The organism is Bradyrhizobium sp. UFLA05-112 (assembly GCF_053572325.1).
On record NZ_JBANBK010000062.1, the window covers coordinates 37,591 to 51,923 of the forward strand.

Here is a 14,333-nt window from a genome sequence, read left to right on the forward strand (position 1 = left end):
TTAGACTAGCGATGACCGGGTTCAAGCAACTGCCGCTTGGCAAAATCCGCAAACGGACCCGGAACGCTCATGAGCTCTGCGTAGCTTCCAGTTTGCACGACTTTGCCGCGCGAGAGCATGACAATACGATCTGCATTGCGCACGGTGCTGAGGCGATGCGCAATCACAATCCGCGTGATGCTCAATCGTTCCAGCGAGGTGCCGATGATGCTCTGGGTTTGGTTGTCGAGCGCGCTGGTTGCCTCATCAAACAGAAGAATCCGTGGTGAGCGCGCAAGAGCCCGGGCGATCAATAGCCGCTGCCGCTGACCGCCCGACAGCGTATTCACGCCTTCCGCAACCAGCGTATGCATTCCCATCGGCATCTGCGCGATGTCGGCATCCAGCGCCGCCAATCGGGCGGCCTCCCACGCCTTCTCCAGCGGCAAATCAACGCCGCCGCAAATGTTTTCGTAAAGGCTTCCGGTTGCGAGCTTGGTATCTTGCAGCACCACCCCAAGCTGCCGGCGCACGGCGCTGATGTCGAGCGTGTTGAGCGCCTTGCCGTCGAAAAACACCGTGCCGGCTTCTGCGCGCTCAAAACCGAGCAGCAAACGAAAGAGCGACGATTTCCCGCTACCTGAGGGACCGACGACTGCGACGTAGTCACCCGTCGCAATGCTTAGGCTGACGTCATCCAGGACCTTCGGCCCGCCTTGCATATAGCGGAAGACGACGCCGGAAAGTTCGATCTCTCCGGATAGCTCTCCGGGCGATCGCCGTTCCTCAGAGATCTCGGCAGGGGTCGAAATTACGGGCTTCAGTCGGCTGAGGTGAGGAATCGTCACCAGTGATTCGCTGACGCTTGAGGCCCAACTACCTATCGCGGCCGTGGCCTGTCCGAACGCTGCCAGAAAGGCGAGGAATGCGCCGAGATCGAGCAGGACGTGACTGTTTGTGTAGGAGGCAAGCGCATAGATGCTCAAGGTCGCCAGCATCGAAAAGGCGGTATCAAAGGTGCTCAGCGCGTTGGCCGCTTGCTGCGAGGCGATGAAATAGCGCCTCTGTACGGCAAATTGTTGCGACCATCGCGCTAACGCGCGCGCCGTTGCGCCGGCCACGCGCAGCTTGCCGACGCCCGCAATCAATTGTAGCACAAAGCCGCTGGCCTTGCCTTGCAGGTTGAAATGTTTAGTTTCGTAGTAGAGCCGCACGGCGCTCGTGGCAAGAATTGCAGCCGCTCTGATCAGCGTGAGCAGCAGTGCAATGCTGCCCAGTCGGAGGTCATAGTAGAGCATCAGCCCAATGCTGAAGAAAGAAAAGAACGAGGCCGTAAAGCCGCCCAGCACACGTCCGGTGAAGATCCGGCGAGTGGCGTCGATGCCCATGGCGCGATCGACCAAATCGCCGCTTGTATATTCGCGAAACAGAGAGGTGGGCAGGCGCAGCAATCGGTCGATCACCGCGGCCTGCAGCTTATAGTCGAGCAGACCTTCGAGCCTTAACGTGACCCGTCCTAGCATCATCTGCAAACTTGCCATCGCCACAGCGGTGACCGTCAGCGCTAGCGCACAAACAGCGAGCTGATCGATCTCGGTGCGAGGGATAACCGAATTGACCAGGACATTGGTGAGCAGTGGCGGGATCAGCGACAGTAGCCCGATTGCCATAACAGCCAACGCGATGCGCGCGATGCTGCTGGAAACGCCTCGCATCGCAAAGGCGAGCAGATCGCGATATTGGAGCGGGCGGAACGGCAACACTGGATAGAAAGTGATGGCCTCCGGCTTGAGCTCGCCGGCAACGGAGCGATCGACCAAGCGATGTCTTCCGCCCTTTGGGTCGAACACCGTGTAGGTGTTCGCCCGCTTGCGCACCAGAGCCACTGGACTACGTTCCTCTCCATGCCAACCGAGGAGCGGTCCAGCATCGGTCTTCCACCAGACATCGCGCAGGAGCACACGGCGGATCCGCAATTGGGCTGTGCGAGCGATCTCCAGAATGTCGCTGAAGGCCTGTCTTGTAGGTTGAGCGCGCTGCGAAAGCCTAACCGGTATTCCCAGTTCTTCTCCGACAACGCGGCAACTGCGAAGCAGCGGGTCTGTCGGGTCCCATTCGGATTGCGTACGATCGGCTTTTCTGACCACGACATCAGAGAGCCGCTCAAACGAGTCGAGCGTTTGCGACACAATGAGTTCGCCACGGCGGACCAAGCGTTCCCGCTCTCGAATGACGCCCTCTGCGAGGCCGCGCTCGAGATGGGCAATAACAGCCACCTGGAATCGATCAATCGCGGACCAGAGAACCAAGGAATCTGGCGGGTTCGGGTCGAGACGCAATTTGCACCCTTGCTCGCCGGCTTCCACCCACATCCCACCAGTCAAAGGGAAGGGTGGCTGTCCGGGAGCGAAGCTCGAGCCGACGTTCATGACCTTTGCTGTCCCGGTTTCGAGGTGTGCCCACAGGAGGTCCCGCATCGGACCGCGACGGCGCTCGCCCGAGTGCAGTTCAATCGCCTCACCGCTCACCAGCTCGGAAATGGCTTCGTTTGGCGCCGAGCGGACCATGAACGTCGCCAATTGGGCAATCCAGCCAGACACAGGACCAAAGGACGCCGCCCTGCGCGGCACCTCCAAAAGCTCAGTTCCGGGGGGGCCGACGGCGATGATTTGCAACCGGCTACCCGAGGTCTCGCAGGCATTGTGGAGGTCCAGAATGCATTCGCCGTTTTCGACTCGAAACAAATGCTGGCGCGTGCCTGACGGCTGGACTGCAAACAAATCGACGTGACCGGCTGCCACTTGAAGAACGTGCTCTTGGTCGCTGAGAAGCATCGGGCGCCGCGCATCGAGCGCGGTCCGGTGTAACAGACCGATCGGCACCTCGCGTTGATGCCCAACGAAATCCTCCGTGACAAATCGATCGGTCATTCGCGCGCCACCAACTTGGCATAGGAGGCCTGAAGCGCAAGAAGCTCTTCATGCGTTCCGCGCTCAACGATGCGCCCGCGTTCGAGCACGATGATTTCGTCGCAATCGCGTATCGTGCTCAAGCGGTGGGCGATGATGATGCAGCTGCAACCTCTGCGCCGCAGGTTGTCGTCGATGGATTTTTCCGTGATCGGATCGAGTGCAGCAGTTGCTTCATCCAGGACAAGGATCGAGGGATTGCAAACCAGAGCTCGGGCGATTTCGATGCGCTGACGCTGGCCGCCGCTGAAGTTCGTACCGCCTTCGTTGACGTGGCAGTCATAATTGCCTGGTCTGATCGCAAGGTCTTGATGAATCAGCGCGTCCTTGGCCGCCGTCAACAGATGGCGCTCGTCGGTTGTTGAATCCCAGAGCGTCAAATTGTCTCGCGCGGTTCCCTCAAACAGAAAGACGTCCTGGTCGACGTAGGCGACGGAGTTCGCAAAAACGTCCGCAGGGACGTCCGTCAGCCTACATCCGTCAAAACGAATCTCGCCGGACCAGGGTTTGTACAATCCGCAGATCAGCTTGCCGAGGGTTGATTTTCCGCTGCCCGACACGCCAACGAGTGCCACGCGTGAACCGGCAGGGATCACCAGCGAAAGATCCGCCAAAAGCGGCGGCTCGAGCACCGAATAGCCGAAGCTGATGTTGTGAAGTTCGAGTCGGCCGGTAAGCTTGGGCGGCAAGGCATCCGCATGTGCCGGCGGTTGCGGCGCTAGCGGGTACCGGTAGACATCCTCGAGCCGTTCGAGCGCTCCCTTGATGGTTTGCAGGCCGCCGAAATAATTAACGAGGTTGACGAAAGGCTCGGAGAAACTCAATGCTAAGGATTGGAAGGCCACGAGGCTTCCCAGTGTCAGGGAGCCCTGAATAACCCGCAAGCCTCCGACACCAAGAATCGCTGCGATCATGAGGCCCGAGAGCAGGGTCGGGACCATGTCCAATATGATGGCGGAGGCGCCGATCCTCTGTTCGGCGTTGAGGGTTTTGGCTTGAAGACCGGCCCACCGGCCGAAGGCGTCGTCCTCCAATCCACTTGCTTTGATGGTTTCGATGGTCCGCACCATGCTCACGGTCGCCCCGAGCAGCTTTCCCTGATCGAGCGCCAGCCGATAGCTCAGTTCCTGGCGGCGTGAAGCGACAAGCCGCAGGAGAAGAACATTTACCAAAGAGATTGCGACGCAAAGCGCGGTCAGGCTAACGTCGTAGACGGCCATGGCCGCGGCGAACAAGACCACCGACATCAGGCTGAGCGCATTGGCGGCAATGCCGCTTGAAAGCAGCCGGGCGATCTGTTCGTTGGCTGCAATACGGCCTGCAATGTCGCCGGCGTGGCGTTGGGTGAAGAATTCCAGCGGCAGCGTCATAAGACGCCATAGAAAGCGGCTGGTCATCACGACGGCGAGCTTGGTCTGCAGCCGCAATAGCAGCGATTGGCGTATGGTGGTCAGAACGGCCCGGAAGGCGGCCGTCAGCGCCATGCCGATCAGGAGCGGCACAAGCCAGCTGCGCGTGTGCTGGATCAAAATTTCATCAACAAATATTTTTGAAAATCCTGCGGCAACAATATTGGGCAGGACCGCGACGATGCTGACAACAACTAGCAGGGCCACCGCCTCCTTTGATTGGCGCAGCTCCCGCATGAGCAGGCTTATGCCCTTCGGTTTGCTGCCAACCTTCTCGAAGCTTTCGCCCCGTTCAAACACCAGGACAACGCCGGTGAACGCGAGATCAAGCTCGACCAGATCGATCCGCCGACGCCCGCTCGCGGGGTCATTTATGTAGGCGCGCTTTCTATCAATTCCTTCCAGGACCACGAAATGGTTGAAGTTCCAGTGAATGATGCAAGGCGTCGGAAGCTCGGCAAGTGCCGGAGGTTCGACGCTGTAGCCCTTCGCCGTCAGGCCGTATCGGCGCGCCGCTCTGATGATATTGCTCGCCTTGCTGCCGTCGCGCGATACGCCGCATGCGACACGAAGCTGCTCCAACGGAATCCACGCACCGTAGTAGCCGAGAATGATGCCAAGCGCCGCCGCACCGCATTCGACGGCTTCCATCTGCAGGATCATCGGTGTCCGCCGGGTGCGTCGGCGTGGCAACCAGCTCGCCATGCGGCTGACGTAAGATTTGGGCCGACCGCGCTCGCTGATTGGCTGCTTTGGAGAAGGCTTATCCATCAATTCCCGTGAGGTGCTTGAGCAGGGGTATCACCAGATCGAGGGGGCGCTGCCGGCGTGTTGTGATCTCGGCCCGCGCCAACGTTCCGCTCGTGAGATGAATGTTCGGCCCGTTGCCAACGGCCCATCGATAACCGGTTGGAGTGGAGGCGTCTTCATAGAGCGCAACCGTCGCGGCGTAGGGTGCACCGTCGTGCGAGAAGCGTGAAACCAGGCTTTCGTTATGCAGCAGCGCGGCCATGCCTTGCGGCGTCATCGGGAAATCAGAGATGCTGATCACGTTGCCCAGCATCATGCCAAATTCCTCGCGCTTCACCGTGCTCGGCTCGAGTTGCACCTGCATGCCAGGCTTAACTTGTTTGCCCCGTTCCGCGGGAACATAGACGACGGCTTGGAGCTTGGCGCCTTCGCTTTCGATCGCAATCACCGGTGTGCCGATGGCTAGCACCGAACCGGGCGAAATCTTCACTTCCAAAACCCGCCCGTCCATCGGGCTGATCACTTGGGTGTTCTGGCTCAGCTGTTCGGCTGCGGCATTCATTTGCCGCCGGGCCTCGTTGAGGGCAAACTCGGACTGCTGAATTTCACGCCCGCGATCCGTTTCCAGATCCGTCTTCTGCGACCGCAACTTTAAAATCTCGTTTTGGGCGTCAGTAAGACGCTGTTGCGCATCGGTCAGCTCCTGGCGTCGCTCTTCCAGATTGCGCCGCGTCGTGTATCCCTTGGCCAGCAGATCCTCCAGGTTCTTGACGTCGACGGTGAGATACCCGATGCGCTGGCTCGTTGCCTTGATCACCTGTTGCAAGGCGATTTCAAGTTTTGCAAAGTTCTGGCTCTTGGCGGCGAGTTCGCTTTCAGCTTTCGACACCCGGTCGGCGTGCTCCCGCTCGCGTTCATGAAAGACCTCGGTGGCTGCGTTGTGCTTTTGCTGAATCTCGGTTTGAACGATCTGGGCGATGGGCTGATCCTTACTGACGTGATCGCCCACCGTGACTGCGACCGACTGCAGCCGTCCGGCAGCGGCCGATACGGCGTCGACGACCTTACCGCCACTGCCGATCAGGATTCCGTCGCCCGAGACGCGAGTGGGCACGCGCCCGAAAATGCCCCACAGCACGGCCGCCACAAGCGCAATGCACAGCACAAGGGTAAGAATCCAGTCAGCGGGCTTGGTGATAACAACGAGATGATCGAGCTGCTCGGGAGACGCAGCCCGGTCTAGGGCCGCGGTGCGAAACGCCCGTTGCGGCCCGTCGGTCATGCTCGTATGCTCCGGCTTTGGGAGCGGTTCAGACGCCGACATGTCTGCACGCAAAGCAAGTGTGAACTGAAGTCGACGATGGCCGATCTTTGCACAGAAACAATCATCTAACAATAAGGGGTGGCAGGGAAGGACCAATTGGGATGCACGGCCTGATCACGAGATTTTCGTTCCCAGCGCGAGCGCACCGAAAGATGCTGGCGGCAAGCTTGGGGCTTGGGCTGTTCCTACCCAGTGTGTGCTGTGCGGGCGTCCTGTCCGAGAGCGATTTCAGGCAGGCGGAGAGCCTTAGGCCGCTCTTTGCCAACCTCATGAATGACCTTGTCGCAACCGTAAAGCGCCCCGATGTTTCCAGCGAGGACGCCGACTGTGTCAACTCGACTCTCCGGGAACTTCTTCAGATCTCCGACGAACTAGCAAGCTACGAGTACCTGATCACGATGGAGAAAGATCTGACCGACTTTGGCGACAAAAATCCAATGCGGGATATCGTCAAGTTTGCCGTCGACACGAGCAGCACGATCCTGATCAGCGAAAGAAGACGGTTAGTTCAGATATCCGAGCGGTGTACCAAATATCCGTTGGGGCAAGGCAAGACTCAGCAGGCCCTAACCATCATCGACACGACGACAGGCATATTGGCCTCCATTCGAGCTCGCCTTTGACATGGGCGAATAAAGCCGCCGCGCAGTAAGCGACTCCCGCGTCCGGAGATGACAGCGAAGGACTATTTGCTGATCCTAGTGGACGACGGAGCGCGCCCAGATCAGCGAGTGAGTAGCAGAGCACCATCGAGAACACCTTGGTGGCGCTTTTGTAAACCGGCGGCTCCTGACCGACAGACCTTGGCGATCAAAATCCAGGATCGTGACAGGTTCCCCAAGTTTGATCACCGCGCTCTCCCTCCGGCCTGCGGCGTCAACGTCTCGGCGCTGGCCGACCATCCCGGGTATGCCGTGGACGGTCGGTCGTCACGAAAATTGGAATTTCAAACGTCACAAGTGGGGAGAATTACTCCACAATGATCAGGCCGGTCTGCCTGCTTTGATCGGCGGCCCCGGGCTCCCGCGCGATACTTATTGGAGATGTTCCGTCGGGTTTGGCCCGCTTGCCACCACTGGGAGCGGGAGTATATTTTCTCGATGGCTGTCAGCTCGCCCGATCTGAAAGCGTTTTTGCTTGCCACACCTTTCTTCGGTGGACTCTCAGACGGGAGTTGCGATCTCTTGGTCTCAATGCTGGTCGAGCGCCGCTTCGACGTCGGTGCCACTATCGTGGCGGAAGGAGAACCGGGCCGCTCAATGTTCGTTGTTCACTCCGGCGAGCTCGTGGTGAGCAAGCTCGGCGGCTCGGGGCGCATAATTCGCATGGCGAGTCTTGGGCCGGGTGACTTTTTTGGCGAAATGACGCTTATCGAGATGCAGAACAGATCAGCGACCATCGTCGCGCAGAGCCCAACCCTCCTGTACGAGCTCACGGCTCGACAACTCTACGCGTACTACAAGGCCGACATCTACGCGTATGTGATGGTGATGCAGAATATCAACCGCGAGCTTTGTCGGCGGCTTCGCCGCGCCGACAATCGCATTGCGGAGCTGCAGAGCTTCACGCGAGTCAATGACGAAGTGACGTTTATGTCCGGTTTCGGTGCGCGGGGGACTTCAATGTGAGCCGGCTGCCCACCATCGGATCAACAACAGCGACAGCAACAACATGATCTGGGCGCCGGCGGCGGTGAATGTGACGAAGCGCTCAAACGATAAGGGGCCCCTTTTCGAGGACCCCCTATCTCCGACACTCTCGTAGCGGCTACCGGTCCGGTCAGGACAACCCGAGACTTGACGCCTTTCCCGCAGAACGTTGACCACTATTGGGCGACCACAAGAAAGGTCTTACTCGGGTCCAAAAGGAACTGCCCCCGGACTGCCAGCGTTATTCGCCACCTCTGGCTGGGCGTGAACAGGTGTACAACTTTGATGATGCAATGCCAAAGCGAAATCCAACGGCCGCGTCGCGGTTGCGGTTCCTTTCATTTGGCTGGCGAGACCATCCAGCCTTGCGTGGTGAGAGGCGTACCGCTGAAGCTTGGCCTCTCGCTGTGATCTCCGTCACTCAAATCTGGGCGCAATCAACGGGCTCTCCGGCGGCTGCTGCGTTTCCTCAGTCGGGTCGTCGTCCTCGCGTTCGCATTCGTCCATTTCGAGGTCTCACCGCTACCCATTGCCCGGCGCACCTGATCAAGCATGCGATCTAACTGCCGAGGCTCGGCCCATCCGGTAACTGTGCATACCCGGCAGTTTGGGACCAAATTTGGGGCCAAAAAAGCCCGCCGACAACATTACCAGCGGGCTCAGTTGGCGGGGATGATCCAACTTGTGCAACCGGGCATCGAGCCAAATTGCCGAATGACCAAGTCTGCCGTGAACGGACATCAGGCTCACCCAGCAGAGGGACCGCCAAGGCATAATCAACGCGTCTGCCGAGCTTGCACAGCGCGCAGAGCGGATGGTTTGCAGGCTTGGCTGGCTTTAGACCCAGCCGCGCTCCTGGCTGAACTTGTACCAGCGCTTGGCGGATCATAAAAATCGGAATTGGCGCCGAGCGTCGCCAGGAACGCGGCCTTGTAGTCCGGCGCCCGTCCCAGCCAGCCATAGGTGATTTTGGCCCATTCGGCGATCGCCTCGCGTCCGGCAATCATGTCGTCCACGGTTTTCGGCGCTTTGAAGAAGGCGTGTGTCATGCCGCCATTGCCGGTTCCGGTCGGCAGCAGCAGCTTGTGCTTGCGCTTGTCGTCGTGCAGCGCGTCGTAGAGGCGCACGACCATGCGTGCGGTGTTGCGGAAGGCCGGGTGCGTGGTGACGTCCTTCACCCGCTCGCCATAGATGTAGACGGTGCGGTCGTCGCGCAGCAAGTCCCGGTACTCCGCACCGGTTTGCGGGCGGGTGACTTTGACGTTGCCGATGTGCTCCGGCGCAATGTCCAACGCCGCATGAGTGGTGGCGCGTCAACCACTTCGAGTTAAAGTTTGCAATTTGCGCACGCGCATTCCCTTACGCAGTGTGCGGAAGTCCATGAAACCATGCTGTCCGCCTGGCGCGCAAGCCTCGATACCCACCAAGCAGGGCGGCAGCTTCTGGAAAAATGCCACGACCTGCTGGCGCCTTAACTGACGGCGGATGACCACCTGGCCGGCTGTATCAACGCCATGCACTTGAAAGAGCGGCTTGGCGATATTCAGGCCGATTATCGAAATTGACCGCATAGGCTGCTCCTCCGAATCGTGGAAGCCTCAAACGGCGCCCACTCCTTGGCACTCTCGAGCCGTCCACAGCATCAGAAGCGGACGTCAGCACCAAGTATTGAGGTCCACCTTTCTCGACGAACGCAACCCAATTAACTCTCGAGAACCAAATTCTTGGTGACGAGCTGGGGTTGCAGGCGTTTTTGTACCAATCTAAACGCGCTACAAGTATCGGCCGTGAATGTCGATGGTCGAACGCACACCGATATGACAATAATTTGCGGCTAACCACTCCTCAGCGCAGGTACGGCCCACGTCGCGCAGATAGGTGAGAAACTCCCAGTCTGCATTAAACTTGGAGGCGACGCCGAGGTCCTTCATGAACGATTCCGCCTCTATGGCATGAATCAGCATCGTCTTTATCTCGTCGCGCAGCGCGCCTCTGCTGACGAGCTTGTTGGCGAAGGCAATTGCTCGCATCTCGCGCATCAAAGACGAATTGAAGCTAATTTCGTTCAATCGGTTTAATATATCGCTCGCCGTGCGAGGAATCTCCCCACGCACAATTGGATTGATGTGAATAACGATGACGTCTGTGGATTGGCAGCCATAGATCAGCGGGAAGATAGCTGGGTTGCCCATGTAGCCGCCATCCCAATAGGGTTCGCCATCGATTTCAATAGCCTGAAAGAGCTGCGGAAGGCACCCGGAAGCGAGAACGGCCGAGACGGTGAGCTCATGGTTCTCAAAGATCTTCACCTTTCCAGTACGGACGTTTGTCGCACAAAGGAACAGCTTGACGACATTCTCCCTGCGCAGTCGCTCGAAATCGACGGTCTTCTCGAGCACGTCACGCAATGGGTTGTAGTTCAACGGGTTAAACTGATAGGGTGACAACAGTCGTGTCATCATGTCGAAGAACATGAAGGCTGGCGATCTCTCGATCCAACGATTTTGCGACAGACGATCGAGAATGGAGGGCTGCAGCGGTCCCCAGGCCGCAGCTTCGCTGATCCGGCGCCAATATTCGGCGAGAGTGAGTTTTGCGCCTTCGCGACCGCCTATCGTCAGGCCGTAAGCCAAGATCGTGCCGTTCATAGCGCCAGCGCTGGTAGCGCAGATCCCTTCGAACGACACCCGGTCATCTTCGAGCAGGCGATCCAAAACGCCCCAGGTGAAGGCGCCGTGCGCACCGCCACCCTGTAAGGCAAGGTTGACCGTCTTGCTTGCCGTACGCATCAGCGCTTACCGACCACGCTGTGCGCCACCGCTACTCCGCCTAGCAGCGTAATGAACTCGCGGCGTTTCACTGCGCATTCCCTCCACTTCGTGCGAGTGAAAGGATATCACACGTCGATACGGCAGGAGACGGTCCGGTGCGAGATTTCGGGCCGGGCTATGACGCTCTGGGTCATTCTCGACCGAGTCAGCCGGTCTTGCCTGCTAGTTGATGTCCGCTTTACCTGAAAACGACCTTACGCGCTCGCGAAACAACGCGAAGGGACACAAGCGAAAGCGGGCACCAAGGTTGCAGCGTCGCAATGGCAGGATAGGTTCGCGATCTATGTTGCAGTGCTTCTATGAATGCAGTGCGAAGAGCTGGTGCGCTGACCCTTATATTCTAGCCGACAGGGCGACCCGGCATTAACATTGGAGGTGCAGTCGAACCGGATGTCGCCAATGAATGAAGCGAGCGCGACATTTGCATGGTGGAACGTATCTGAGGACTTCGCTCTGTTCAGAACGCTCAGTTCAGAACAGCGGATGACGGCTCTGAACGCAATGGTTCGCCTGGATCTGGTGCGGGGAGAAAGGCTGGTTGCCCAAGGTGGCCCCTCGGACTCGTTGTTTTTGGTGCTGCACGGTGCGCTAGCCGTGTGCCGAAATGGCGAACTCGAACCTCTCGCCGAGCTCCGTTCCGGTGAATTGGTTGGTGAAATCGGCTTCTTCGCAAATGTCCCGCGCACTGCCAATGTAATTGCAATCCGCGACACCAGCGTGCTCGTGTTGACACGTACGGCCTACCAGAAGCTTGCCAGGGACGCCCCTGCCATTGTTGAGGCAGTACTTGCAGCGCTCGCGCTCCGCTTTGGCAAGGAGACCGCGCGCCTCGCGCCGCTTCGCGCGTCGCCAAAGGCCAGAACGGTGGCCCTAATCGAAGGTGGACGCGAGCTGTTGCCTGGCGCCTTTGATCGTCGAATCCGCGATGGGCTCGCCGCCACCGATGCGGAGGTCGTTGATGCCGCCCGCATCAACTCCAAGTTTCCCGGTCGAGCCCCGGATGCGCCCGATGTCGCTGAATGGCTTAACAGACTCGAACACACCGCGCCACTCGTAGTTTACCTCGGAGATCACGATGACAATGCCTGGACACGCAAGGCTATCCGTCAGGCCGACATGGTTGTGTTCGGGTGCCGTGGCGATGCGCCGGTCGGACCCTTGACGGATGTCGAGGCTTTTGCCTGCGAGGTTCACCCAAGGTCGGCGCGACGCCTCGTTCGCGTTCATGATCGACGGAGCAGTCAGGTCAGCGGAACCACGGCCTGGCTTGCTCGGCTGCCCTCCTTCATGCATCACCATGTCGCGCTGGAAGATCAGGTTGATTTCGACAGTCTGATCCGCTTCCTGTCGGGTCGCGCGATTGGATACGTCGCCGGCGGCGGCGGAAGCCTTGGATCGGCGCATGTGGGGGTCTACAAGGCCTTCTGCGAGCTTGGCGTAGTATTCGATATCTTTATCGGCACTAGTGTCGGCTCTGCCATGGCGGCCGGATTTGCGAAAAACCTCGAAGCCGAGGATCTTGAGCGCGGCACGCACGATATTTTCGTCAAGAGTCGCAGCTTCCGGCGGCCAACCTGGCCGCGTTACGCCTTGCTGGATCATAAGGCGTTCGATCGGGCGCTCGCCCGTCAATTGGGCCACGACTGCCGGATCGAGGATTGTTGGCGACCTTTCGCGGCAGTCGCAACCAATCTTTCGACCCATAATTTGGAATTAATTCGCTCGGGACCGCTGTGGCAGGCGGTGCGTGCCTCGAGCGCAATTCCTGGATTATTGTCGCCGTTCTACACGCCGGAAGGTGCGATGCTTGTCGATGGATGCCTGATCGATAATGTTCCGCTGGCACCGATGCATCAACTAAAGAGTGGCCCCAATCTGGTTGTGCATTTCGGCGAGCCGGCTGCTGAGCTGTTTGATGTCGCGTATGATGCGTTGCCGGGACGACTTGAGCTGGTCGCGGCAATGCTGATGCCGTTTCGTAAGAAGCTGCTTCCTGCCGCGCCGAGTGCCGTCAATGTGCTGTGGCGAAGCCTCGTGGCGCATCAGCGCTACGATACGTTGCCGACGGGACCACTCGATCTGGTAATACGCCCGCCCTGTCCGATCGGGGTAGATGTGACGGACTTCGACCGCCATACTGAGATTTTTCAGGCGTCTTACCTTTGGGCTCGACAAGCTATCGTGGCGCTGCAAGCAGAGGGCAACCCGGCAATGGCCGCCATCCTCGCTGCCGGAAAACCGGCAATGCGAGGTGCGGTGCTCGTCGAGTCTCGTCAGTAGCGCTCATCCAGTTGAGCTACGGGTGCGTTTCGCTGTTCATTTCGCCGATTGGCCGCGCCTCGGGATTGACCTGAGATATTGATCAGGCCCAATGTCCGGGTCAGGGACAATCGCGTCGTTATGACACTGTGACCGCGACTTCCGGTCTAGCCTAATGAGCAGACATTGTCGACGCTCGGGGTATGTCTCAAACGGGGCGACTTCCGGACTCGTGCTCCGCAAACAAGAACTTACTCGATGCTGGCCATTGAACGGTCCCAGTCAGTAACCGCAGCGGTCGTGGTTAAGCGGTTCAAAGCGTCTAGGGAGGCTGCTTTCCACCCTAAGCTCCCCTGCGATCCTGGTTACCAATCACGCAGCGCCATGCCGCCAGGCACTCTGCCGGACGCTGGTTCATCTACTCGGCGAGCTGTGGCGCGCCCATCAGACAGGACTGCATCGAAATGTGGGCGAAGTCCGAGGTGGTGACGATCTGTTCGTGGCAATCTATCGGAGAAGAGAGACTGCAGAGCACGGCGATGACCTTGATCACGACAGGGGACCCCCGTCGCTGCGATGGGCTTTTGTGCCGCTGACCGTATGACTTATCGATGCCTTGTCATGCTGCTCCCTGACCGGATCAGCCGCCGGGAAGATGCTGTCATATATCGCGAGGGCTTCTCGAACTAAGCGGGCTTGCTCGCGCTCAGACTTTGAGACAAATCGAATAATCTCGCCCATATTGAATGCTCCTGCTACTATCAAGAGGGACCATACCCTTTATGCGAAGAATAGGCGCGGCCTTGCTATTCAATCTGTGCTGCGTCTCACCATCCGCAGCGTGCTTTGAAAGACTTCGGGGAACTTCAATTTACTAAACGAGCTTACTGATCGCGAACGCAGCAACGAGAAACACGCCGATAATCAATGCTGGCATGACGTGATCTTCCTCCCCTCTCATGTGAACAACATCTGGCTCGAAGCGAGCCAGTGCCTCACTGCTCGTGTAGATGCCTGAGGACGGATTTTTTATCTGTGAGAGAAATCACGTGGCGCCCTACAGCGGCGTCGGACGTCAAGCTGATCCCGGATCATTCGAAGACGCGCCTGTGGGCGACTTGGCCGACCAGGGTGCTCACGCCTAACGGGGATTGATCCAGTCC

9 protein-coding genes and 2 pseudogenes are annotated in these 14,333 nt (G+C 58.8%); 3 read left to right on the top strand and 8 right to left on the bottom strand.

Features of this window, described 5'->3' with window-relative positions:
- Positions 1 to 5: 5 nt before the first annotated feature.
- From SO180_RS29680 to SO180_RS29690, 3 genes are all read right to left on the bottom strand, one after another.
- Positions 6 to 2,909: an NHLP bacteriocin export ABC transporter permease/ATPase subunit gene (locus SO180_RS29680; RefSeq protein ID WP_449382378.1), complete on the bottom strand. Its 2,904-nt coding sequence runs from the start codon at positions 2,907 to 2,909 to the stop codon at positions 6 to 8.
- Positions 2,906 to 5,020: an NHLP family bacteriocin export ABC transporter peptidase/permease/ATPase subunit gene (locus SO180_RS29685; protein WP_449382379.1), complete on the bottom strand. Its 2,115-nt coding sequence runs from the start codon at positions 5,018 to 5,020 to the stop codon at positions 2,906 to 2,908. The genes SO180_RS29680 and SO180_RS29685 overlap by 4 nt, the downstream gene beginning before the upstream one ends.
- A gap of 100 nt (positions 5,021 to 5,120) precedes the next feature.
- Positions 5,121 to 6,389 (bottom strand): NHLP bacteriocin system secretion protein, encoded by a 1,269-nt coding sequence (locus SO180_RS29690; RefSeq protein WP_449382380.1) that lies wholly within the window; start codon positions 6,387 to 6,389, stop codon positions 5,121 to 5,123.
- 143 nt (positions 6,390 to 6,532) lie between these two features.
- Here SO180_RS29690 and SO180_RS29695 point away from each other — a divergent pair, with 143 nt between their 5' ends.
- Positions 6,533 to 7,054 carry a hypothetical protein gene (locus SO180_RS29695; RefSeq protein WP_449382381.1) on the top strand — a complete coding sequence of 174 codons (522 nt, stop codon included), beginning with the start codon at positions 6,533 to 6,535 and terminating at the stop codon, positions 7,052 to 7,054.
- A gap of 477 nt (positions 7,055 to 7,531) precedes the next feature.
- On the top strand, positions 7,532 to 8,059 hold the full coding sequence (locus SO180_RS29700; protein ID WP_449382382.1) for a Crp/Fnr family transcriptional regulator: 528 nt from the start codon (positions 7,532 to 7,534) through the stop codon (positions 8,057 to 8,059).
- A gap of 797 nt (positions 8,060 to 8,856) precedes the next feature.
- On the opposite strand, the gene SO180_RS29705 is transcribed toward SO180_RS29700, so the two are convergent.
- The 3 genes and pseudogenes from SO180_RS29705 to SO180_RS29715 form a co-directional block, all read right to left on the bottom strand.
- Entirely contained in the window at positions 8,857 to 9,372 is a 516-nt protein-coding gene (locus SO180_RS29705) for a 4-hydroxyphenylacetate 3-hydroxylase N-terminal domain-containing protein (RefSeq protein ID WP_449382383.1), read from the bottom strand.
- A 96-nt stretch (positions 9,373 to 9,468) separates the two neighbouring features.
- Positions 9,469 to 9,651, bottom strand: a pseudogene (locus SO180_RS29710) (IS110 family transposase); the annotation flags it as partial.
- 201 nt (positions 9,652 to 9,852) lie between these two features.
- Complete coding sequence (locus SO180_RS29715) at positions 9,853 to 10,869, bottom strand: patatin-like phospholipase family protein (RefSeq protein WP_449382384.1); 1,017 nt, start codon at positions 10,867 to 10,869, stop codon at positions 9,853 to 9,855.
- 441 nt (positions 10,870 to 11,310) lie between these two features.
- On the opposite strand from SO180_RS29715, the gene SO180_RS29720 reads away from it, so the two are divergent.
- The gene (locus SO180_RS29720; RefSeq protein ID WP_449382385.1) at positions 11,311 to 13,191 is read left to right on the top strand and encodes a patatin-like phospholipase family protein; all 1,881 of its coding nucleotides are present in this window, start codon (positions 11,311 to 11,313) and stop codon (positions 13,189 to 13,191) included.
- 322 nt (positions 13,192 to 13,513) lie between these two features.
- Here SO180_RS29720 and SO180_RS29725 read toward each other — a convergent pair.
- Both SO180_RS29725 and SO180_RS29730 read right to left on the bottom strand, forming a co-directional pair.
- Positions 13,514 to 13,723, bottom strand: a pseudogene (locus tag SO180_RS29725) (hypothetical protein).
- A complete protein-coding gene (locus SO180_RS29730; RefSeq protein ID WP_084801440.1) occupies positions 13,720 to 13,911 on the bottom strand; it encodes a hypothetical protein in 192 nt (63 codons plus the stop codon). The pseudogene SO180_RS29725 and the gene SO180_RS29730 overlap by 4 nt, the downstream one beginning before the upstream one ends.
- Positions 13,912 to 14,333: the final 422 nt, after the last annotated feature.